Origin of the sequence: Micromonospora coerulea, from assembly GCF_016598485.1 — a bacterium.
Lineage (GTDB): Bacteria > Actinomycetota > Actinomycetes > Mycobacteriales > Micromonosporaceae > Micromonospora > Micromonospora coerulea.
The window spans coordinates 142,232-163,625 of record NZ_JAEMUW010000015.1; the positions used below are offsets into that span (position 1 = coordinate 142,232).

Genomic DNA, 21,394 nt, shown 5'->3' on the forward strand with positions numbered 1-21,394 from the left:
GTCACGACTGTGCGGCGGGCGCCGGACCGGAGCGGTTCCGGCTCCGGCGCAGCGCGCGGAGCGCGTCGAGGTGCAGGGTGGCCCGCCAGTGCCAGGCGCCGGCCAGGTACGCGGCCGCGCCGACCGCCGTCACCAGGGCGAGCACCGGCGCCGCCGCGCCGAGCAGGCTGGCCAGCCCGAGCGGCAGTCCGAACGCGGCCGTGGCGAGGGCCATCGCGGCGCGGGTGCCCCGCCCGAACGGGTGCAGCCGCAGCGACCACCAGAGCTGGGCCAGCGGTATCAGGTTGGTGAGCAGGATGGACGCGGTCCAGGCCAGGGCGGCGCCGACGATGCCGTACACCGGGATGAGCGCGACGTTGGCGACCACGTTGACCGCGGTGCCGGCCATCGCGTTGTAGAAGGTCCAGGCGGTCCGGCCGGCCATGTTGAGCACCATGTCGACCATGCCGCAGCCGGTCGCCACCAGCATGGTCAGCGCGAGCAGCACCACCACCCGCCGGCCGGCGCCGTAGCCGGCGCCGAACAGCGCCAGCATCGGCCCCGCGAACGCGGCGAAGACCAGGTACGCCGGCCAGGACAGCAGCACCAGCCAGCCGGTCGCGGCCTGGTAGAGCTGCCGCGCCTCGGCCTTGTCGTCGCGGGCGAAGGCGGCGGCCATCCGGTGCTGCACCGAGCCGGCCAGCGCCACGCTGGAGAGCTGGCCCAGCGCGAGGAACCGCGTCGCCGCCGTGTAGACCGCCGCGTCGGCCGGCCCGCGCAGCGCGCTGAGCAGCACGATGTCGAGCCGCTGCACGATGATGGCGGCCAGGCTGCTCAGCGCCCGCGGCCCGGTGAACCGCCAGAACGGTCCGGCCAGCTCGCCCGCCGGCACCGGCCGGGCGACCTCGCGTTCGGCGCGGCGGACCAGCCGGCCGAGCCAGGCCAGCGCGACGGCGGCGGCCAGCAGGTAGGGAACCGCCCAGGCCAGCGGCAGCGCGCTGGTGGCGGAGAGGCCGAGCCAGGCGGCCACGGCGACCGCGACGAACTGGACCAGGGTGCGGCCGAGCCGTTCCACGGTGAGCAGCGGGCGCATCTGGCCGAAGCCCCGGCAGGCGGCGAGCGCGTAGTCGGTGAGCGCCGCCAGCGGCACGAAGGCCAGCAGGATGCGCAGCGCGGTGACCGCGCCCGGGCCCGCCTCCGGCATGGTCAGCCGGGCCAGTGCCGGCGCGGCCAGCCAGCCGACCAGGGCGAGCAGCGCCCCGACGGCCAGCACCGGGAGCAGCCCGGCCAGGATCGTGCCGCGGATCCGGTCACGCTGGTCGAGGGCCCGGTACCGGCTGACGAAGTAGACCGTGCCCACGTCGGTGCCGAGCCGGGCCGCCGACGACGCGATCATGAAGGCGCTGGCGGCGGCGAAGAACATGCCGGCCTCGCGGACCGACCAGCCCCGGGTGATGACGATGTTCAGGCCGAAGCCGGCCACCGCCGCGACGCCGACCCCGACCAGGTTGGCAAAGCCCTGCCGGGCCGCGCCCCCCAGGCCGGCGCCCGCCGCCGGGGCCGGGCCGACCGCGGGAACCGTCGCCGTCGCCCCGTCGCCCGGGTCCGTCCGGGTCACCGCCGCCACGACGGCACGCGTCCCCACCAGGAGGCCAGCCGTTCGTCGTACGGGGCGAAGTGCTCCTCCAGCCGGGCCCGCAGCTCCGCCGACATGGGCGAGCGGGAGCGCGAGTTGTGCTTGCCGAAGGCGATGTCCGCCCAGTGCGGCAGGCCGAGGAAGTCGCAGACCGCGTCGAACGCCGGCCGCGGGTCGGCGAAGAAGTCGTCGCTGTCGATCACGTGCAGCCGATCCCGGCCGACCAGCGACTCCAGCCGCTCCAGCTGCTCGATGTACCGCCCCCGGGCCAGGTACGCGTTGTGCTGGAGGTGGTGGCTCAGGTACGCCGGGTCGGCGGTCATCCGCTCCCGCTCGCCGGCGGTCCGCTCCTCCTCCAGCTCCAGTGCCCGTTCGAACGACGACTCGGTCTCGTAGCCCCGGGCCAGCTCGTGCGAGTGCGCCGAGTACGCCCGCTCCACCGGGTCGCGCAGCAGCACCAGCAGCCGCACCCCGGGCAGGTCCTTGGCGATCCGTGCCCCGGCCAGCGGGTGGAACATGTAGAACGGGCTCGACTCGCCGGTGATCCCCCGGACGCCGACCTGCCCCCGGACCGCCGCCGCCTTCGCGGTGGTGGGGAAGTGCCCGAGGTACCAGTTCATCCCCCGGTGGTAGTCGGTGTCGAAGTAGTGCACGCCCTTGTGGTACGCCGGCGGCAGCACCGCGGGGTGCTGGGAGAGCGTCTTGAACAGCGAGGTGGTGCCGCAGCGCTGCGCCCCCACGATCAGGAATCCGGGCGTCATCCGGGATCCGGCGGTCAGCCGACCGACCGTCCGGCTCACCGACTTCACCGCGCGGAGCGCCTGCTCCTTGGCCACCGTCACGTCCCCACTCCTCACTCTCACCGGGCCCGACGGGCCAGGTGCTCCTCGACGGCCGGCAGCAGCCAGGCGTCGACGTGCCCCAGTCGGGCACCCGCCTCCGCCTGCCGGTCCCGCAGATAGCGCGCGGCCAGCTCCACCAGGTACAGCACGGCGACCAGGTCGGCGTCCCGGCCGTCCTGGTTGAACGGCGCCAGCGTGCCCGCCGCGCCCTCGATCAACGCCCGGGCCGCCGCCGTCGGTTCCACGCCGTCGTGGCCGATGGCGGTCTGCACCGCGCGGTGCAGCGCGTCGTAGCCCGCCGGCACGTCGCCTTCGAACCGTTCCCAGTCCCACACCAGCACCCGGCCGTCGGCGAGCGCGGCGCTGTTGCCGCCGTTCCAGTCGCCGTGCCAGGCGCCGAAGGCCACCGTCGGGTCGGCGTCCGCGACGCTCTTCAGCACCGCGTGCAGCCGTCCGGCCTCCGGCCGCGCGCCCAGGTCGTCGATCGCCTCGGCCAGCCGGGCCGCGTGCCCGCTCCCGGCGTACGACCGCCGCCGTACCCCGAGACAGCCGGCCACCGCCACCATCGCCGCCCGCTCCGCCGCCTCGGCGGCGGCCGGATCGGCCCGGGGCAGCCGCACCGGCAGTGCCTCCTGCACCAGCAGCGCGTGCCCGTGCCAGTCGCCGTGGTGCAGCACGCCGGCCACGGTCACCGGGCCCAGCGGCAGGTCGGCGAGCCGGCGCAGCGCGGCGGCCTCGACGTCGACCAGGGTCCGGGTGAGCGGGTCGACGCCCAGCTTCGCGTACCCGAGCGCCCGGCCGTCCGGGTCGAGCAGTTGCAGCACCGGCTTGCGGTTCGCCCGGGCCGGCCCGATGTGCATGCTGACCAGCGCCGGGGCGGCCAGCACCTCGGCCAGGTGCGCGTCGAGCGTGCCGCCGGCCGCGTCCTCCACCACCAACCGGTCGCGGAACACCAGCGGCCCCAGCCCGAGCCGGAACGCGGTGGCCAGCCCCTGCCGGACCAGCTTCGCCTTCCGGCCGACCGCCTCGGTGGAGTGCCGGACGGCGCTCGCCGCGGCCCGGGGCGACCCGGTGGGCACCAGCAGCCGCGGCCGGGCCGCCGACGGCACCACCACCCAGCCGCCCCGCCCGCCCCGGCTCAGCGCCGGTTCGGCCGGCGCGGGCCAGATCAGCCCGGCCAGCTCACCGAGGTACGCGGACCGGCCGTCGCCGTCCGGGGGAACACGGAACACCATCAGCGGTCACCGGCTGCTTCGATTCGGGCCCGCAACCCGCCCACGGTGCTCCTGGGCGGCGCCGGCGCGACGGCCCGGCGCAGCCGGTCGTTGCGGGCGAGCAGGGCGACCGAGATCAGGCCGTAGGCGAGGGTGGCTTCCATTGCCCCGTAGGTGAACTGGAAGAAGAGCATCAGGATCAACACCAGGCTGCCAGCGATGCCGATCGCGCTGTGGTCGTGCCGGAACCGCCAGAGGCTGTAGAGGAAGAAGGCGCTGTAGCAGAACGCGCCGACGTACCCCTGGCCGACGAGCAGGGCCCAGAGCTGGCCGTTGCTGCCCAGCTCCCGGTTGCCGCACTGCTTGCAGTCGTCGGACTTGCCGATCGCGATCGACCGGTTGCTGCCGATCAGCGCCCGGTTGCCGCCGTACCCGAGGACGGGCGAGTGGTTCGCCGCGCTGACCGCGCCCTCCGAGAGGGTGGTCCGGATGTCGTCGCTGTGGCCGTTCTGCAGGCGTTCGTCGAAGGTCTTGCCGAGCGGGGTGGCGATGATCAGGATGCCGATCATCCCGACCGCGAGGGCCAGCCCGCCGAGCACCGCCATCCGGCCGCGCAGCGCCAGCCGGATCGCCACGTAGACGGCGGAGATGCCCAGGCCGATCCAGAGCCCTCGGTTGAGCGAGTAGATGATCGGGAAGATCGCCGCCAGCGCGATCGCGATGCCCAGCAACCGGCGCACCGGCCGGCCCAGCACCACCCAGCCGACCAGCAGCCAGATCAGCAGGATCGCGGTGTTCTCGCCCCACGAGTTGGTGTATTCGAACGGGGCCGAGGGCCGCGGCGAGCTGGCCTCGCCCTCCAGCACCTGCTGGACCTGGGCGAACTCCACGTCCATCAGCGAGGCGACGAAGGGCTGGCTGGCGATGGAGTCCGGCAGCACGAAGCGCAGCGGCGCGACGAAGCTGAAGGTGGGGAAGAGCGAGCCGAGGTACCCGCCGATCACCACGACGACGGCCATGAAGCCGAAGAGCCGGACCACTCGCCGCTGGGGCAGCTCCCGTTCGCGCAGGTTGAGCACGTAGAGCATGACCACGGTCATGGCGAGGAAGTTGGCGAGCCGGATGGCCCAGCCGATGTAGCGGCCGCCGCCCGTCGGGGCCAGCGTGTTGGGCGCGGCGAGGTCGAGCATCAGCGCCGAGAGCAGCACCCAGAGCAGCAGCACGAGCCAGATCCCGAACCCGGGCGGCACCCGTACCGGGCCGCGGCGGCGCAGCTGCACCACCATCGGCACCGCCAGGATCACGAAGATGAACGTGGACACCCCGAGCGCCCACCACAGTGGGTAGAGCACGAAGAGCGCCGTCAACGGCCACCCCGCCGGCAGCCGCAACGACCGGCCCCGAGGCCGGATCGGCGCCGGCGCGAGCCGGGTGGTGCCGGGCCGGGGAAGATCCCCGCCGACGGGAGCGGAGCCGCGGGCGGTGCGGTGCGGGGTGGCCGTACTCATTTAACGGTGACCTTGGCGCTGGTCGGCGCGTAGATCACCCAGGCGTTGCCGGGCTGCGGGTGCAGCAGGTCGCCGCCCAGGTCGGCGACGTTGCAGACCAGCTGCTGGCCGGGCTTGCGCCACGTCCCCCGCGCGCTGGACGGGCCGGACACGGCAAGGACGGCGCCCTCGCCGAAGACGGTGGCCGACGGCAGGGAGCGCGGCGACGGATTGCGGACGTCCAGCGTCCGGTACTCCATGGTCAGCACGATCACCGAGGCGGCGGTGACCGTCGCCGTGCCGACCTTGCCGACCCAGACCGACTTCTGCTCGTCGTACCGCCAGACCATCGGCGGGCCGCCGGAGACCGCGACGGTCAGCTCCCGGGCCGGGACGAGGTCCCGCCCGGCCAGCGCGGCGCCGGCGGTGGCGTAGTCGAGGACCGGCGTGGGCGGCTGGCCACCCTTCGGCGCGGCCTTCCAGAGCGCGGCGGTCGAGGTGTAGTCGGAGGCGAAGACCTTGTCGCCGTCGTCGGCCGGGGTGATCCCGGCGAGCCCGGACTTCTCGAACTGGCTGAGGAAGCCGGTCGGGCCGCCGTCGTAGCCGACGAAGGGCCGCAGCACGCCCGCCGAGCGGAAGTCCACCGGGCGAATCTCGGTGACCGGACCGATCTTGGTGGCGTCCCGGGACTGGAACACCGCCGTCAGGTGCAGGGAGTCGGACTCGGCGAACTCGACGTACACCAGATCGGCCGAGCCCAGGCCGGCCGGTGCGGTCGACGGGGTGACCCGGATCGGCACGGCGAGCGCCTGCCGGGTCGCCACCGGCGCGGCGCTGACCGGCAGGCCGGTCAGGGGCGCCGCAGGCTGACTCGGGGTCGGGCTCGGGGCGGGGGTCGCCGCCGCGGCGCCCGGGTCGACCACGTCGGTGCCGCCGGCGGGCTGGGGTTCGCTGCACGCCGTGCCGAAGCCGACCACGAGGGCCGGGGCGAGGGCGGCGCGCAGCATCTGCCGGCGGTTCACCCCAGGTCCTCGCCGGAGTCGAGGGCGTAGCTGCTCCGGGTCGGGCCGTCGGTGCCCGCGCCGTCGCCCCGCGACCGGTAGGTGCTGCCGAGCCCGGTGCCGGTCATCGGCAGCGGACCGGCCGGCTTGGCCGAACCGGAGGCGCCCCCCGGGGTCGCGGTGCCGGCGGAGGCGCCCGACGGCGACGGCTTCATCCGGGGCAGCACCATGGTCGACTCCACCGACGGTGCACCGGCGGTCGGGCCGAGGGGCGGCCGGGGCTTGGGCCGGTTGGCCGGGGCGGCCGGCTTGCTCGGCGCGGCGCCGCCCGCCGGGGCGGGCAGCCGGGGGACGAGCACGGCACCGATCACCGGGGCGTCGACCTGCTCGAACTGGCGCAGCGCGGCGGTCAGCTCGCCGCTGTGGGTCCGGCCGGCCTCGGCCACCATGATCACCGCGTCGACGTACCGGCCCAGCGCCTGCGCCTCGACCGCGAGGGTCGGCTGGGCCGTCTCGATCAGCACGTGGTCGAAGCGGGCGGACAGCTCGTTGAGGATCTCCAGCAGCGCGGCCACCGGCAGCTCGATGTCCGCGTCGAGGTCGCCGGGGACCAGCACCCGGAGCTGGCCCAGCCCCGGGACCGGGGCCAGCGCCTTCAGCGCCGGGACGTCCCGGCGGAGAACCGCGGCCAGGCTGTGCCGGCCCTCGGCGACCCCGGTGATCGCGGTCAGGGCCGAGTCCGGCTTGGTGGTGATCAGGGCGACCTGCTGGCCGGTGCGGGCGTACGCGGCGGCCAGGTTCGCGGCGACGAACCCGGCGGCGGTGCCGGCCGAGCCGTCGCAGAGCAGGAGCTGACGGCCCCGGCCGGCCTCGGCGGGTTGGGGCACGGCGGAGAGCAGCACGTTGCGCAGCCGGCCCAGCTCGCGGGAGACCTTGTGGGTCGCCGGCAGCAACGCCAGCGTGGAGATCCGCGGCGCAACCTCCAGCAGCAGCGGCAGCCCGACCCGGTCGGTGATGTCCCGGCCCCGGCGGACCCGGGTGTCGAGCCGGTCCAGCAGCAGCGCGAGCACGATGCCCAGCAGCAGGCCGGCACCCATCCCGCTGGCCAGGTTCAGGGTCCGGTTCGGCGAGCTGGGGCTGCTCGGCAGCCGGGCGTCGGAGATGATCTCGCCCGGGTCGGTGTCGGTGGAGAGCAGCGGGCTGAGCCGGTTGTTCAGCGAGGCGAGCTGGTTGGTCAGCACGCTCCGGTCGGCCTCGGCCCGCTCCCGGTCGACCGAGTTGGCCGGCGCCGCCGCGATCCGCCCGGCGACCGCGGTCAGCTGCTTGGTGACGTCCGCCTTCTGCTGATTCAGCGAGGCGATCTCGTTGTCCAGGGTCTTCTGAGCGGTGGCCTTGCGCAGGTCGAGGTACGCCTGCGCGAAGGCGTGCGACCCGGCCTGGGCCTGGGCGGGGCTGTCCGCCTCGTACGCCACCTGGAGGACCTGGCTGTTCGGCGGCACGGTGACCGTCGCCGACTGGAGCAGCTGGTCCGGCGCCGTGGTGCTCTTCATCAGGGTGCGCGCCTTGTCGGCGACGACGAGCGAGCGGACCACCTGCGCCTCGGTGTCGAGGTTCACCTTGGCGTTCGGGTTGCTGTCCGAGCCGGTTCCCATCGGGCGTACCAGCAGTGACGTGGTCGACGTGTACCGCGCGTGCTGGAGCTGGCTCACCGCCAGCCCGCCGGCCGTGCCCAGGACCGCCGCCAGGAGCAGGATCCACCAGCGGCGGCGGAGCCAGCCCAGGTAGGCCATCAGGACGGGTCCGTCCGAGTCGCTCTCGGCCAGGTGGGGTGAGGGCATCAGAGTCTGTCGCTCCCTTTCGACCGAGCCGGGCAGTCCACGGCGCAGCTGGACCGGACCGTGGCTTTGAGTGTCCCCGATCCGAACGATGAGGGAAAGTCTGCTCCCGTTCCGGTAAGCATGCCCAGGTGTAGGCGACCCGCGTAGATGTGGCCGACCCCGCCTGACCATTCGGCGGGGTTCCGCTCTCCCCGCCGCCCTGCCCCGGTCCCGGCGTCCACGTCGACACCTCGGCCCGGGGCCGGTGACCGAATCCTGACACACTCCCGACCCGTTTGGGTGCGGCGGCCCCGAGCCCTGCCGACCTCGCCTGCCGCCGGGCCGGTCAGCGGCGGTCGGAGCCGGCGGGCCTGGTCCGGTGGACGCGGGCCGACCGGTGGCGGCGGATCGGTCCAACGGCCACTTCAGTTGTCCACCCCCGCGCCGATAGGTTGTCATGGCGCGGCCGGGGGTCATTCACGAAAATCCGGGCGCGATCGCACCGGACGGGGGAGGAACGTTGGTAGGCGGGTCAACCGAGGGCTCGGGTCAGGTTCTGCTGGTCGGTTCCAGCGGCGGGCATCTCGCGCAGCTGCTGGCGCTCGAACCGTGGTACCGGGAGCGGGATCGGGCGTGGGTCACGTTCGACACCCCGGACGCCCGCTCGCTGCTCGACGGCGAGGACGTGGTGTGGGCCCACCACCCCACCACCCGGAACCTGCGCAACCTGGTCCGCAACGCCTTCCTGGCGCTGCGCGTGATGCGCCGCCGCCGGGTGGCCGCGGTGGTCACCACCGGCGCGGGGGTGGCCCTGCCGTTCGTCGTCGCGGCCCGGCTCCGCCGGGTCCCGACCGTCTACATCGAGGTGTACGACCGGATCGACAGCGCGACGCTGACCGCCCGGCTGTGCCGCCCGTTCCTCTCCGCGATGCTCGTGCAGTGGGAGGAGCAGCGCCGGATGTACCCGGAGGCGACCGTCGTGGGGAACCTGCTGTGACCGCCAACATCCCCCGGCAGTACGACCGCCGGACTCCGGCGCCGTACGTGCTGGCCGTCGTCGGCACCGACGTGCACCACTTCGACCGCCTGGTGGAGTGGCTGGAACGCTGGCACGCCGACCGGTCTCACGTCCGCCTCGTCCTCCAGTACGGCCACAGTCGCGCCCCGCGCCTGCCCGAGGCCGCCCCGTTCCTCGGTCACGAGGAGCTCCAGCGGGCGATGGCCGAGGCCACGCTGGTGATCAGCCACGGTGGCCCGGCCACCATCACCGAGGCGCGCCGCACGGGTCACCTGCCGATCGTGGTGCCCCGCGACCCGACCCGCCAGGAGCACGTCGACAACCACCAGCAGCTCTTCGCCCGGCGGCTCGGCGCGGCCGGACTGGTCCGGCTCTGCGAGTCCGAGGCCGAGCTGGTCGCCGCCCTCGACGAGGGGCTGGCCGAGCCGAGCCGGTTCGTGCTCGCGGCGGACCCGGACCGGCCGGACCCGCGCGCCGAGGCGGTGGCCCGGGTCGGTCAGGTCGTCGACGACCTGGTGGCCCGGCGGGTACGCCAGCGCACCGGCGGGTGGCGCCGGTGACCGCCGAGAAGCCCCGGGTGCTGTTCGTCGGCGGCCTGGGGCGCAGCGGCTCCACCCTGCTCGAACTGCTCCTCGCGCAGAGCCCGGACGTCTGCGCGGTGGGCGAGGTGGTCCACCTCTGGGAGCGGGCGCTCGGCGCCGACGAGCGGTGCGGCTGCGGCGAACGCTTCACCGCCTGCCCGTTCTGGCAGCAGGTCGGTGAGCGCGCCTTCGGCGGCTGGTCGGCGGTGGACCGGGACGACGTGCTCGCGCTCAAGGACCGGGTCGACCGGACCCGGCACATCCCCCGGCTGGCCAAGGGCTCGCTCGACGGGGCGGAGCTCGCCGACGTCCGCCGGTACGCCGACCTCTACACCCGCATCTACCAGGCGGCCACCGCGGTGACCGGGGCCAGCGTGGTGGTGGATTCCAGCAAGCACGCCTCGCTGGCGTTCGCCCTGCGCTGGGCCGAGGGGCTCGACCTGCGGGTGCTGCACCTGGTCCGGGACAGCCGTGCGGTGGCGTACTCCTGGGGCAAGCAGGTCAGGCGGCCCGAGGTGGTCGACGGCGAGGACTTCATGCCGACGTTCTCCCCGTTCGAGGTGAGCAAGCTGTGGACCGCGCAGAACGCCGCGTTCCACCTGCTGGCGTCCCGGGCGGCGGTGCTCCGGCTGCGCTACGAGGACTTCACCGCCGACCCCGCCGGCACCGTGCGCCGGCTCCGCGAGTTCGCCGGCCTGCCGGACGACCCGGCGGCGCTGCGCATCCTCACCGGCGACGACTCCAGCTCGGCACGTCTCACGCCGCGCGGGGACCTGGAGCCGGCCGCGCCGGTCCGGGTGCACAGCGTCGCCGGCAATCCGCTGCGGTTCAGCGGTGGCCCGCTGCGGGTGCGCCGGGACGAGGCGTGGCGTACCCGGCTGCCCCGGCGCAGCCGGGCCGTGGTCAGCCTGGCCACGCTGCCGTTGCGGGTCCGGTACGGCTACCTGGGCCAGGCGGAACCCGATTCCGTGGAGCAGTCGAGAACTGGAGACACGCAGTGACCGGTCCGAGCATTTCCGTCGTCGTGCCGACGCGGGACCGTCCGGAGCTGCTGCGCGCGGCGCTCGACGCGATCCTCAGCCAGGCGCACCCCGGTCCGATCGAGGCCATCGTGGTCTACGACCAGTCGGAGCCGGACCGGTCGCTGGAGACCGACCACGGCGACCGTCGGGTCCGGGTCATCACCAACACCCGCTCGCCCGGGCTGGCCGGGGCGCGGAACACCGGCATCGAGGCGGCCACCGGCGACCTGGTCGCGTTCTGCGACGACGACGATGAGTGGCTGCCGGGCAAGCTCGCCGCCCAACTGGGCGCGCTCGACGTGCACCCGGACGGGGCGCTGGTGAGCTGCGGCATCCGGGTCAGCTACGACGACCGGACGGTGGACCGGTCGCTGGACCGTTCCCGGGTTTCGCTGGAGGCGCTGCTGCGGGACCGGCTCACCGAACTGCACCCGTCGACCTTCCTGATCCGGCGGGCCGCGCTGGTCGACGGGATCGGGCTGGTTGACGAGCAGATCCCGGGCAGCTACGCGGAGGACTACGAGTTCCTGCTCCGGGCCGCCCGGTACGCCCCGCTGGTCAACGTGGACAGCCCGTACGTGCTGGTCCGGTGGCACAAGCGGTCGTACTTCGCGCAGCGCTGGGAGACCATCTCGACCGCGTTGCAGTGGCTGCTGCGGCGCTACCCGGAGTTCGCCACGGTGCCGCACGGCGAGGCCCGGGTGGCCGGCCAGATCGCCTTCGCGCAGGCCGCGATGGGCAACCGGCGGGACGCCGTCCGGTGGGCGCGGCGCACCCTGGCCCGCAATCCGAAGGAGCCGCGCGCCTACCTGGCGCTCGCGGTGGCGAGCCGCGCGGTGCAGGCCGACCGGGTGCTGCGCACGCTGCACAAGCGCGGCCGGGGCATCTGAGCGAACGGAGACGGGCGGGTGACCCGCAGGGCGCCCGCCCGTCTGCCGTGCTGTCCGGTCAGGCCACGCAGAACGACCGCCAGGCCTGGATGCTCGGCGCGTCCTGCAGGCGGAAGTCACCCTGACTGACCACCTGGTTGTAGTACGCCACGAATTCCGGTCGCTGGCCGTTGAGGTAGCTGGCCATCGCGCGGATCCACGTGGCCCGCCCGGTGCCGGAGTCGCCGGGTACCAGGTCGCTGCCGGTCTCGGCCACGCCCCAGGGCTTGCCCAGCGCCCGGGACTTGCTGATCATGCGGCCGTAGATCTCCTGCGGGGACGCGTACCGCTTCCACTTGACGCCCCAGTTGTAGCAGTCCCAGCCGAGCGTCTCGACCAGGTCGCCGCCGGGGTAGAAGGCGTCGAAGTTCCGGCCGGACTTCGGGTCGAGCGTCCAGCACATCAGGATGACCGTGTTGATCAGGTTGGGGTTGCCCGTCCGGTTGGCCAGGCCGGCGATCCGGCGCCAGGCCGACTTGTACGCGGCGGCCGTGAAGGCGCCCCGCTCGACGTCGTCCTCCGGCTCGTGGAAGTACGACCAGTACACGTTGTGGTCGCGGGGGATCGAGGCGAACCAGGACGCCAGCCGCGAGTCGTACTTGCCGGAGTTGACCTCCTGCGGCGACGCCTTGAAGGAGACCACGACGGTCCGGTCCACGACGTCGGCCCGGCTGCCGTTCCAGGCCGGCGGGAGCCCGGGGTAGAAGACCCGGGCCATCCGCAGCTTGCCGAAGGTCCGGTCCGAGCGGGCCAGCGCCTGGGTGAACGTCTCACCACTCTGCACGGCGATGGAGGCGCCGGGCAGCGTCTGCCGGGTGCCGGTGAACGCCGGGCCCCGCGCCGCGGAGGCGGAGGCGGAGGGCGTGGCGCTGGCCGGCCGGCCGCCGAGCCCGGCCACCCCGCTCGGGTCGGCCGAGGGCGCGCCCGTTCCCGGGGCGGGCGCCCCGGTCGGGGCGGGAGCGGGCTGCGTCGCGCCGGCCTGCGGTGGCGCCGGATCGGGCTCGCGCAGCGTGGCCACGGCCACCCCGCCGCTGGCCACGGCGATGGTCACGGCCGCCGCCACGGCCAGCCGCCAGCGGCGCCGGGGGCTGGCCGGTGGTGCGGGCGGCGGCGTGGCGCCGGGCCACCGCTGGTCCGGGCCACCCGCCACCGGCGGGACCGACCCGGCGTCGCCGGGCCACGGCTGCGTCGGCTCCGGCGGCGTCGCCCGGGTGTCGCCGGGCCACGGCTGCGCCGGGCCGGGAACCGTCCGGTGGCCGGCGTCCGGCCAGCCCTGCTCCGGGTCGGCGACGTCCGGGTACCCGGGGTCCGCGTGTCCGGCGTCCGCCCAGCCCTGCTCGGGGCGGACGTCCGTGGCGACGGGACCGGTCGGCTCCCCGCCCCGGGGCCAGGGCAGCGCCGACCCGGCGGCCTCCGTCCGTACGGCGTCGGGGTGCGCCGGGTGGCGGGCGTCCGGCCACGGCAGGGCCGGCGCGGCGGCCGGGTCGCCCTGCTGGCGGGGAATGTCCTGCCCCGGCCAGAGGCCGGTCGGCTGTGACGATCCGACGACGCTGTGCTGGTCTCGCTCGGCCGGCATGACCCTCCCTGGCTGGCGGCGGCCCGTCTGGGGCGGTAGGTCGGAGATGTTTCCCGCCCGACACTATCCCCCGGTCACCTGGGCCATGGGTACCGTGACACTCAGCCGAACGCCTCACCGGTGCTGCCGGTGACGGTCGAAGCGGGCATCTCGACCCCGGTCCGGCCGATCGCGTCGAGCAGCCGCCCGGCGTGTTCGGGGCGGCAGACCAGCAGGTCGGGCAGGCGCGGGTCGGCCCGGTTGTAGCGCAGTGGCGAGCCGTCGATCCGGGAGGCGTGCATCCCGGCGCCGAGAGCGACGGCGACCGGCGCGGCCGAGTCCCACTCGTACTGGCCGCCCGCGTGGACGTACGCGTCGACCTCGCCGGTCACCACCGCGCAGACCTTGACGCCGGCGGAGCCCATCGGCACGGCGCGGGCGTCGAGCAGCTCGACGAGTTCGCCGACGAAGGCGGGTGGTCGGCTGCGACTCACCGCGATGCGCAGCGGGCCGTCCACCGGGTTCGGAGTCGGGCAGCGGGTGCCGAGGATCAGCGGCGCACCGTCCAGGGTGGTCCGTGCCGGCATGCCGACCGCGCCGGCGACCAGCCGGCCGTCGGGACCGGCCGACCGCTGCCAGAGCGCCACGTGCACCGCCCAGTCGGTCCGCCCGGCCTCGGAGAACTCCCGGGTGCCGTCGAGCGGGTCGATGATCCAGACCCGGTCGGCGTTGAGCCGGGCGGGGGCGTCGCCCTCCCCGGCGGCCCAGGCCCGCCGGGCGTCGGCCTCTTCCTCGGAGAGCACCGCGTCCGCGGGCCGCCACCGGGCCAGCGCGGTGGTCATCAGCTCGTGTGAGGCCCGGTCACCGGCGTCCTTCAGGGCGGCCGGGTCCGCGAAGCCGTGCTGGGCCCGCAGGGCGGTCAGCGCCTCACCCGCCCGCCCGGCCAGCCACTCCGCGAAGGCCTGGTCGTCGAGCTGACCGGTTCCGTCCTGGGTCACGTGCGCCACCACCTCGTCCTGGTCCGACAGCGACCTGCAATCCTCGGGTCGCCTGCGATCTTCCGGCCAGCGTACGGTCCGACCGGCGACCGGTCGCGAGCCCGTCTCGGATCTCGGCCGGCCCAGGTGGACGGTTCGACTGCCCGCATGTTGAACTTCGCGTGTATGCCGGCCGGACCGGCAGGACCAGGCCCTAGGCTCGTGCGCATGACCGCCGAGCAGCTGATCTCCTTCGCCCGTGGCGCTCCCTCGCTGGACATCGTGGATGTCGAGGGGCTCAAGGCCGCCGCCGTCCGCGCCTTCGACGCCGACCCCGCCGGGATCACGGCGTACGGCACCTCCGTCGGCTACCCGCCCCTGCGCAAGTGGATCGCGGAGAAGCACGGCGTCGACATCGACCAGGTGCTGATCACCAACGGCTCGCTCCAGGCCGACGCCTTCCTCTTCGACCACCTGGTCCGGCGCGGCGACGCGGTCGTCGTGGAGCGCCCGACGTACGACCGGACGCTGCTCAACCTGCAGAAGATGGGCAGCGAGATCCACAGCGTCTCGGTCCAGCCGGACGGCCTGGACACCGCGGAGCTGCGCAAGCTGCTCGAGTCGGGGGTGCGGCCGCGGCTGGCGCACGTCATCCCGAACTACCAGAATCCGGCCGGCGTGACGCTCTCCCTGGAGAAGCGCCGGGAGCTGCTCGAACTGGCCGCCGAGTACGAGTTCACCGTCTTCGAGGACGACCCGTACGCGGACATCCGGTTCCGGGGTGAGCCGCTGCCGTCGATGCTCTCCATGGACAGCCGGGGCGTGGTGGTGCACGCCTCCAGCTTCACCAAGACGGTCTGCCCGGGCGTCCGGGTCGGTTACCTGATCGGCCCGACCGACCTGATCGCCAACATCGCGAAGAAGGCCACCAGCCTGTACATCTCGCCCGGCATGGTCTCCGAGGCGATCGTGCACCAGTTCTGCGTCTCGGGGGACATCGAGCGCTCGATCCGCAACGTGTCGACCGCGCTGGGTGAGCGTGCCCGGGTGCTCGCCGAGTCGCTGCGCCGGCACATCCCCGAGGCCCGGTTCGTCGAGCCGGACGGCGGCTACTTTCTCTGGGTGGAGCTGCCGGAGGACGTCGAGGTCGACCGGTTGGCTCCGGCCGCGGCCGAGCGGGGCGTGGCGGTGGTCAAGGGAAGCGACTTCGTGCTCGAGGGGGGCCGGCACGCGCTGCGACTGGCCTTCTCCGCGGTGACCGCGGACCGAATCGATGAGGGTGTGGGCCGGCTGGCGGAGGCGATGGCGGCCGTCCGGGGCTGATTTTCTGTCGGGTTTCCGACAGTTGGCCGACGTCTGCCGGCTCGGGTCTCGCCCTGGGCCGGCCGGCGGCCCACAATGCTGCGAGCGTCATTCGCCTTCTCTGGCGGATGGTCCGACGGCCGGGAAGCGGCACCTCCGCCCCGCCCGGACCGCCGACGCGGACAGCATCACTCCCGCCCCCACGGTGCCGGGTGGGCCGTGTCGCCCCTCACCCCCCTGACGCGGCCGGCCCACCCGGCGCCCCCACCGACCCCGGTCGGTGGCCGGCCGGGTGTGCGACCGGGGCAGGCCCCGGCCCCGCCTCGCCGGCGTACCGGCATCCGCCCCGTGATCGATCTTCCGCACCCGACCCGGCATCGATCCGCCCGCCGCACCCGGCCAGTGACCCACGTCGCGGCGGGCCCGGGGCCCGCGCTGGCCGGCGCGGCGGATCGCCCTCGGCGGCGTAACCTGCAAGCCGCAGCACCGAGGGGAGGGGGCGAGATGACGGACGGGATGGAGCGCGGCCAGTCGGCGGCGCCGAACGGCGGCCGGGCGCCCAGGCCGCGTGCCTGGGCCGCGCCGGTACGCGCCATGACCCGCATCCTCAACGCCGACGGCTCCCCCCGGACGGCCGCGCCGGCCGGACCCGGGCGCAGCGGGATCGTGGACTGCGGTCTCTACGTCGACGGGAAGCGCCAGTCCGGCGAGTGGCACTACGCCGACGCGCTGGAGGCGGCCCGCCGGGAGCGCAACGGCTTCGTCTGGCTCGGCCTGCACGAGCCGGAGCTGGACGAGATGACCGCGATCGCGGCGACCTTCGGGCTGCACGAGCTGGCGGTCGAGGACGCGGTCAAGGCCCAGCAGCGCCCCAAGCTGGAGCGCTTCGGGGAGGTCGCCTTCCTGGTGCTGCGGACCGCCCGCTACTGCGAGCACACCGAGCTGACCGAGAACTCAGAGGTGGTCGAGACCGGCCAGGTGATGCTCTTCATCGGGCCGAACTTCCTGATCAGCGTCCGGCACGGCGACGCCTGCCGGCTCGCCCCGGTCCGGGCCGGCCTGGAGGAGAAGCGGGAGCTGCTGCTGCACGGGCCGTGGGCGGTCGCCTACGCGGTCACCGACCGGGTGGTCGACCTCTACCTGGAGGTGGCCGACCAGCTGGAGGACGACCTGGACGTGCTGGAGGCGGACGTCTTCGACCGGCAGGGCACCGGGCGGATCCAGCGGATCTACCAGATGAAGCGGGAGCTGGTGGAGTTCAAGCGGGCGGTGATGCCGCTGCAGCGTCCGCTGCTGACGCTCACCTCGCAGGTCAACCGGGAGGTGCCGCAGGAGGTGCGGCGCTACTTCCGGGACGTGCAGGACCACCTCAGCCGCACCGTCGAGCAGGTCAACTCCTACGACGACCTGCTCAACTCGATCCTCCAGGCGCGGCTGGCCCAGGTCACCGTCGACCAGAACAACGACATGCGGAAGATCGCCGCGTGGGCCGCGATCGGCGCGGTCTGGACGGCGATCGCCGGCATCTACGGCATGAACTTCAAGTACATGCCCGAGCTGGACTGGACGTACGGCTATCCGGGCGTGTGGGCGCTGATGCTGGCCTCGTCGTTCACGCTGTACCGGCTGTTCCGCCGCAACGGCTGGCTCTGACGGGCCCGCCGCCCGGCACGCGGAAGCGCCGGCGGCGCGGGGCTGACCCCGCACGCCGGCGCTTTCCCGTGGTCCTCGGTCAGCGGCGACCGCTGGCCTTGGCGCCGGTCTTGCCGTTCTCCATCGCCCTGCTGATGTCGTCGGCCGGCCGGCCGGAGACGTCCCGGGCACCCTCGGCGACCGAGGGGACCTGGTCGTTCGGCTTGACCATCGGCTGGACGCCCGGGGTGGTGGTGGAGGCGCTGCCCCCGCCGGCCACCGCCGAGCTGCCGGCGCCGGTCGGGCCGCCGGCCAGGCCGGATCCGCTCGACATGGTCGAGGCGTCGGTCACCTTCGCGCTCGGGTCCGGCGTCTCCACCATGATGGTGTCCACGTCCTCCCGCATCGGGTCCAGCTTGCCGGCCGGGTCGTACTCGGCCCACTCCTGCTGTTCCCGGCGGCGGCGCATGGCCATCGCGCCGGCCAGGCCGGCGACGGTGCCCGCGGCCAGCAGCCCGGTCATCATCCCGCCCCGCGACTTCTTCTGCTTCTTCTTCGCGGCCTTCATGTTCTTCGCCTTCACCTTCTTGCTCATGGCGGTCTGCTTGGCGGCAGCCGCCCTCCGACCGGTGACGGCCTTCCCCGCGGTCTCGGCCTGCGCGTTGCGCACGGCCAGGACCAGCGGCGCGAGGGCCGCCACCGTCGAGGCCATCCCGCTCGACGCCCGGTCCCGCACGATGACCGCGGTGGGCGCGACGGCACCCCGGGCTGCCTGGACCCGCGGGCCGACCGAGGCGCCGGCACCCTTCGCCGCGTACGTGGCGGCCTGCCTCAGGTGACCGATGCCCTGGTTCAGCTCGGCCTTGGCCAGCTGCCCCTGGGTCTTTCGCCGCCCGATTCCAAACACGGTCCCACCTCCTGGGAGTTGTTCCTCCGTCATCCTCCACCTTCGGATGCCTCCGCACTGCCAGATCGGGCACATGGGAGGATCCGCATGGAACTGACCAACGAGTGAGGAGTACCCGTGGCCGAGGCTGTCTACGCCACCTTGCACACCAACGCTGGCCCGATCCGGCTGGAGCTCTTCCCGAACCACGCGCCGAAGACCGTCCGCAACTTCGTCGACCTGGCCGAGGGCAACCGCGAATACACCGACCCGCGCACCGGTCAGCCGGGCAGTGGGCCGTACTACAACGGCACCATCTCGCACCGGGTGATCAGCGGCTTCATGGTCCAGATGGGTGACCCGACCGGCACCGGTCGCGGTGGCCCGGGCTACACCTTCGCCGACGAGTTCCACCCGGAGCTGCGCTTCGACCGGCCGTACCTGCTGGCGATGGCGAACGCCGGGCCGGGCACCAACGGCTCGCAGTTCTTCATCACGGTCTCGCCGACGCCGCACCTGAACAACCGGCACACCATCTTCGGCCAGGTGGCCGACGAGCAGTCGGCGAAGGTCGTCGACTCGATCGCGAACACCCCGACCGGCCCGAGCGACCGGCCGCTGCAGGACGTGGTCATCGAGCGCGTCGAGATCGAGCGCAAGCCGGTCTGAGCGTCGCCCAGGTACCTTTGCCTGCATGACTGAGCGCACCGGGCAGGCGGGTGACGGGACCGGCGGGTCGGTGCCGACCACCCCGGTCTGCTATCGCCACCGCGACCGGGAGACGTACGTCCGGTGCAGCCGCTGCGACCGGCCGATTTGTCCGGAGTGCATGCGGGAGGCCGCGGTCGGGCACCAGTGCCCGGACTGCGTCAGCGAGGGACGCCGTAGCGTGCGGCCGGCGCGTACCGCCTTCGGTGGCGGTGCCGCCGGCCGCCACGGCTACGTCACGAAGGCGCTGATCGCGCTGAACGTGCTGGTCATGCTGCTCTCCATCGCCTCGGACCGGGGCGGGGACGCGGCGGCCGGCGGCTCCGGCTTCGGCGGCCTGATGGGCGGCGCCACCCCGCTGACCCAGTGGGGTGGGGTGCTCGGCTACGCCTCGTACGTCGACTTCGGCGCGGCCCACGGCATCGCCGCCGGCGAGTGGTACCGGCTGGTCACCGCGATGTTCCTGCACTACGGCCTGGTGCACCTGCTGCTGAACATGTGGGCGCTGTGGGTGCTCGGCCGGACGCTGGAGGCGGTGCTCGGCCCGCTGCGCTTCCTGGCGCTCTACCTGATCGCCGGGCTCGGCGGCAACGTGGCGGTCTATCTCTTCAGCGCGCCCAACAGCACGGCGGTCGGCGCGTCCACCGCCATCTTCGGTCTCTTCGCGGCGATCTTCGTGATCATGCGGCGGCTCGGCCGGGACACCTCGGCCATCGTGCCGATCCTGGTGATCAACCTGATCTTCACGTTCACCGTGCCGGGCATCTCCATCGCCGGCCACCTGGGCGGTCTGGTCGCCGGCGCGCTGATGGCGCTGGTCCTGGCGTACGCGCCGCGGATGCGGCGGACCGTCTTCCAGGCCGCCGGCGGCGCGATCCTGCTGGTGGCGCTCCTCGGGCTGACCCTGGTCCGCACCGGGCTGCTGACCGGCGGCTGACCCGCCGCTCAGGGCGCGGCGACCGGCGGCGCGAACCGCTCAGCGGGCGGCGTCCTGCGCGGCCCGGAGCGCCTCGGCCACCTCGGCCGGTGCCGCGTCCAGGTCGTACCGGCCGAAGAGGTGCAGCGTCTCCCCCGCGTCGATCTCCAGCGTCTCCGCGGTGAGCCCCCGGCGGGTCCGCCGCTCCACCGTGATCGCCTCGACCTCGGACCAGGAGAGCCGACGGTGCCCGGCGAAGCCGTGGGCCACCGTGATGCCGTCCGGGTCGACGGCCAGCCGGACCGGCGCCAGCAGGTCGCGCAGCCCCCAGCCGGCCAGTGCGGCGGCGACCAGCCCGGCGAGCACCGGCTGGACCCGGTCGGGGCCGGCGAAGAGCAGCCCGAGCCCGAGCACGACGACCGCGCCGACCAGCTTGGCCACCGGCAGGATCGGCGGTACCCGCCACTTCTGCGCGGGGGACGACGGTGGTTGCACCGCCCCAGCATGCCAGCCGCCCGAGGGATCGGCCCGGACCGCGGCGGGACCGGGGGAGGACGAGCCGGCCGGTGAGGACGTAGGATCGGGAGCAGCCAGGTTACCGGGGAGTAAACATGAGTGACGCGGTCATCGTCGGTGCGGTTCGGACCCCGGTCGGTCGGCGCAAGGGCAGCCTCGCCGGCGTGCACCCGGTCGACCTGTCGGCGCACGTGCTCCGGGCCCTCGCCGAGCGGACCGGCATCGAGCCGGGTCAGGTCGACGACGTGGTCTGGGGCTGCGTCTCCCAGGTCGGCGAGCAGTCGTGGAACGTCGCCCGCAACGCGGTGCTCGCCGCCGGCTGGCCGGAGTCGGTGCCCGGCACCACGGTCGACCGGCAGTGCGGGTCGAGCCAGCAGGCGCTGCACTTCGCCGCCGCCACCGTCGTGTCGGGTCAGGCCGACCTGGTGGTCGCCGGTGGCGTGGAGTCGATGACCCGGGTGCCGATGGGTTCCAGCGTGGCCGGCGGGATGCCGTTCAGCGACCAGATCCTGGAGCGCTACCGGGGCGTCGAGGGGGTGGCCGCGGATTCCACGCTCCCGTTCAACCAGGGCGTCGGCGCCGAGTTGATCGCCGAGCGCTGGCGCCTCTCCCGGGCCCAGCTCGACGAGTTCGCGCTGGCCAGCCACGAGAAGGCCGCCGCCGCGCAGGACGCCGGCGCGTTCGACCCGGAGCTCGCCCCGGTGGCGCTGGCGGACGGTGGGAAGTTCGCCGCCGACGAGGGCATCCGCAGGGACACCTCGCTGGCCAAGCTCGGCGAGCTGGCCACCCCGTTCCGGGCCGACGGCGTGGTCACCGCCGGGTCCGCCTCCCAGATCTCCGACGGCGCCGCGGCGCTCGCCGTCACCACCAGCGAGTGGGCCAGCCGGCACGGCCTGCGCCCGCTGGCCCGGATCCACACCGCCGTGGTCGCCGCCGACGACCCGGTCGCCATGCTCACCGCGCCCATCCCGGCCACCGCGAAGGCGCTGCGTCGCGCGGGGCTGGGCATCGAGGAGATCGGGGTGTACGAGGTGAACGAGGCGTTCGCCCCGGTCCCGCTGGCCTGGCTGGCGGAGACCGAGGCGGACCCGGAGCGGCTCAACCCGCGCGGCGGGGCGATCGCCCTCGGCCACCCGCTCGGCGGCTCCGGCGCCCGGATCATGACCACCATGCTTCAGCACATGCGGGACAACGGGATCCGCTACGGCCTCCAGACCATGTGCGAGGGCGGCGGCATGGCCAACGCCACCATCGTCGAGCTCCTCTGACCGGTCCCCATCCGGCCCCGGGTGACCGGCCCGGTCGAGTCCCGGGTCCGGCCCTGGTCGCTGGTCTGGCTGGGTGAGCTCTTCGCCGACCTGCCGGTCTGACCCGGC

General features: G+C 74.1%; 19 protein-coding genes. 9 read left to right on the top strand and 10 right to left on the bottom strand.

From position 1 onward, the window contains the following. Position 1: 1 nt before the first annotated feature. From I8N68_RS20190 to I8N68_RS20215, 6 genes are read right to left on the bottom strand one after another with little or no spacing between them, the layout of a single operon-like run. A complete protein-coding gene (locus I8N68_RS20190; protein ID WP_307812893.1) occupies positions 2-1,597 on the bottom strand; it encodes a lipopolysaccharide biosynthesis protein in 1,596 nt (531 codons plus the stop codon). Beyond that, the gene (locus I8N68_RS20195; RefSeq protein ID WP_200212330.1) at positions 1,594-2,457 is read right to left on the bottom strand and encodes a sulfotransferase family protein; all 864 of its coding nucleotides are present in this window, start codon (positions 2,455-2,457) and stop codon (positions 1,594-1,596) included. The genes I8N68_RS20190 and I8N68_RS20195 overlap by 4 nt, the downstream gene beginning before the upstream one ends. Before the next feature lie 17 nt (positions 2,458-2,474). Then, positions 2,475-3,692, bottom strand: a complete 1,218-nt coding sequence (locus tag I8N68_RS20200; RefSeq protein WP_200212332.1) for a hypothetical protein — start codon at positions 3,690-3,692, stop codon at positions 2,475-2,477. Next, a complete protein-coding gene (locus I8N68_RS20205) occupies positions 3,692-5,179 on the bottom strand; it encodes an O-antigen ligase family protein (RefSeq protein ID WP_200212334.1) in 1,488 nt (495 codons plus the stop codon). Before I8N68_RS20205 ends, I8N68_RS20200 begins: the two co-directional genes overlap by 1 nt. Continuing rightward, entirely contained in the window at positions 5,176-6,180 is a 1,005-nt protein-coding gene (locus tag I8N68_RS20210) for a DUF3048 domain-containing protein (protein ID WP_200212337.1), read from the bottom strand. Before I8N68_RS20210 ends, I8N68_RS20205 begins: the two co-directional genes overlap by 4 nt. Next, a complete protein-coding gene (locus I8N68_RS20215; RefSeq protein WP_200212339.1) occupies positions 6,177-7,997 on the bottom strand; it encodes a Wzz/FepE/Etk N-terminal domain-containing protein in 1,821 nt (606 codons plus the stop codon). Before I8N68_RS20215 ends, I8N68_RS20210 begins: the two co-directional genes overlap by 4 nt. Positions 7,998-8,496: 499 nt before the next feature. Between I8N68_RS20215 and I8N68_RS20220 the strand changes: the two genes are divergently transcribed. Genes I8N68_RS20220 through I8N68_RS20235 form a run of 4 tightly spaced genes read left to right on the top strand, consistent with a single transcriptional unit; the run spans position 8,497 to position 11,487 of the window. Next, positions 8,497-8,973: a glycosyltransferase family protein gene (locus I8N68_RS20220; protein WP_200212341.1), complete on the top strand. Its 477-nt coding sequence runs from the start codon at positions 8,497-8,499 to the stop codon at positions 8,971-8,973. Next, positions 8,970-9,554 (top strand): glycosyltransferase, encoded by a 585-nt coding sequence (locus I8N68_RS20225; RefSeq protein ID WP_307812894.1) that lies wholly within the window; start codon positions 8,970-8,972, stop codon positions 9,552-9,554. The genes I8N68_RS20220 and I8N68_RS20225 overlap by 4 nt, the downstream gene beginning before the upstream one ends. Continuing rightward, the gene (locus tag I8N68_RS20230; RefSeq protein WP_307812895.1) at positions 9,551-10,576 is read left to right on the top strand and encodes a sulfotransferase family protein; all 1,026 of its coding nucleotides are present in this window, start codon (positions 9,551-9,553) and stop codon (positions 10,574-10,576) included. The genes I8N68_RS20225 and I8N68_RS20230 overlap by 4 nt, the downstream gene beginning before the upstream one ends. Continuing rightward, complete coding sequence (locus tag I8N68_RS20235; RefSeq protein ID WP_200212345.1) at positions 10,573-11,487, top strand: glycosyltransferase family 2 protein; 915 nt, start codon at positions 10,573-10,575, stop codon at positions 11,485-11,487. Before I8N68_RS20230 ends, I8N68_RS20235 begins: the two co-directional genes overlap by 4 nt. 58 nt (positions 11,488-11,545) lie before the next feature. Here I8N68_RS20235 and I8N68_RS20240 read toward each other — a convergent pair whose 3' ends face one another. Continuing rightward, entirely contained in the window at positions 11,546-13,102 is a 1,557-nt protein-coding gene (locus tag I8N68_RS20240; RefSeq protein WP_200212346.1) for a glycoside hydrolase family 26 protein, read from the bottom strand. A 101-nt stretch (positions 13,103-13,203) separates the two neighbouring features. Further along, positions 13,204-14,088: a 3'(2'),5'-bisphosphate nucleotidase CysQ gene (locus I8N68_RS20245; RefSeq protein ID WP_200212347.1), complete on the bottom strand. Its 885-nt coding sequence runs from the start codon at positions 14,086-14,088 to the stop codon at positions 13,204-13,206. Positions 14,089-14,286: 198 nt separating this feature from the next. On the opposite strand from I8N68_RS20245, the gene I8N68_RS20250 reads away from it, so the two are divergent. Both I8N68_RS20250 and corA read left to right on the top strand, forming a co-directional pair. Further along, entirely contained in the window at positions 14,287-15,381 is a 1,095-nt protein-coding gene (locus I8N68_RS20250; RefSeq protein WP_200212348.1) for an aminotransferase-like domain-containing protein, read from the top strand. A 573-nt stretch (positions 15,382-15,954) separates the two neighbouring features. After that, complete coding sequence (gene corA, locus I8N68_RS20255; protein ID WP_372433776.1) at positions 15,955-17,013, top strand: magnesium/cobalt transporter CorA; 1,059 nt, start codon at positions 15,955-15,957, stop codon at positions 17,011-17,013. Positions 17,014-17,092: 79 nt separating this feature from the next. Here corA and I8N68_RS20260 read toward each other — a convergent pair whose 3' ends face one another. Further along, positions 17,093-17,932: a hypothetical protein gene (locus I8N68_RS20260; RefSeq protein WP_200212350.1), complete on the bottom strand. Its 840-nt coding sequence runs from the start codon at positions 17,930-17,932 to the stop codon at positions 17,093-17,095. Positions 17,933-18,016: 84 nt separating this feature from the next. Between I8N68_RS20260 and I8N68_RS20265 the strand changes: the two genes are divergently transcribed. Both I8N68_RS20265 and I8N68_RS20270 read left to right on the top strand, forming a co-directional pair. Next, positions 18,017-18,547 (top strand): peptidylprolyl isomerase, encoded by a 531-nt coding sequence (locus I8N68_RS20265; RefSeq protein WP_200212352.1) that lies wholly within the window; start codon positions 18,017-18,019, stop codon positions 18,545-18,547. Positions 18,548-18,572: 25 nt separating this feature from the next. Continuing rightward, a complete protein-coding gene (locus tag I8N68_RS20270; protein ID WP_200212354.1) occupies positions 18,573-19,523 on the top strand; it encodes a rhomboid family intramembrane serine protease in 951 nt (316 codons plus the stop codon). Between the two features lie 39 nt (positions 19,524-19,562). Here the strand turns inward: I8N68_RS20270 and I8N68_RS20275 are convergent, their stop codons facing one another. Further along, positions 19,563-19,997: a PH domain-containing protein gene (locus tag I8N68_RS20275; RefSeq protein ID WP_200212356.1), complete on the bottom strand. Its 435-nt coding sequence runs from the start codon at positions 19,995-19,997 to the stop codon at positions 19,563-19,565. A 116-nt stretch (positions 19,998-20,113) separates the two neighbouring features. Here I8N68_RS20275 and I8N68_RS20280 point away from each other — a divergent pair, with 116 nt between their 5' ends. Further along, a complete protein-coding gene (locus tag I8N68_RS20280) occupies positions 20,114-21,286 on the top strand; it encodes a thiolase family protein (RefSeq protein WP_200212358.1) in 1,173 nt (390 codons plus the stop codon). The last annotated feature ends 108 nt before the right edge of the window (positions 21,287-21,394 follow it).

What these genes read in the sequence shown, in the direction of transcription:
- I8N68_RS20200 (WP_200212332.1), bottom strand. Translation starts at nt 3,692, where the DNA reads ATGGTGTTCCGTGTTCCCCCGGACGGCGACGGCCGGTCCGCGTACCTC.
- I8N68_RS20205 (WP_200212334.1), bottom strand. Translation starts at nt 5,179, where the DNA reads ATGAGTACGGCCACCCCGCACCGCACCGCCCGCGGCTCCGCTCCCGTC.
- I8N68_RS20215 (WP_200212339.1), bottom strand. Translation starts at nt 7,997, where the DNA reads ATGCCCTCACCCCACCTGGCCGAGAGCGACTCGGACGGACCCGTCCTG.
- I8N68_RS20240 (WP_200212346.1), bottom strand. Translation starts at nt 13,102, where the DNA reads ATGCCGGCCGAGCGAGACCAGCACAGCGTCGTCGGATCGTCACAGCCG.
- I8N68_RS20250 (WP_200212348.1), top strand. Translation starts at nt 14,287, where the DNA reads ATGACCGCCGAGCAGCTGATCTCCTTCGCCCGTGGCGCTCCCTCGCTG.
- corA (WP_372433776.1), top strand. Translation starts at nt 15,955, where the DNA reads ATGACCCGCATCCTCAACGCCGACGGCTCCCCCCGGACGGCCGCGCCG.
- I8N68_RS20260 (WP_200212350.1), bottom strand. Translation starts at nt 17,932, where the DNA reads ATGACGGAGGAACAACTCCCAGGAGGTGGGACCGTGTTTGGAATCGGG.
- I8N68_RS20270 (WP_200212354.1), top strand. Translation starts at nt 18,573, where the DNA reads ATGACTGAGCGCACCGGGCAGGCGGGTGACGGGACCGGCGGGTCGGTG.
- I8N68_RS20280 (WP_200212358.1), top strand. Translation starts at nt 20,114, where the DNA reads ATGAGTGACGCGGTCATCGTCGGTGCGGTTCGGACCCCGGTCGGTCGG.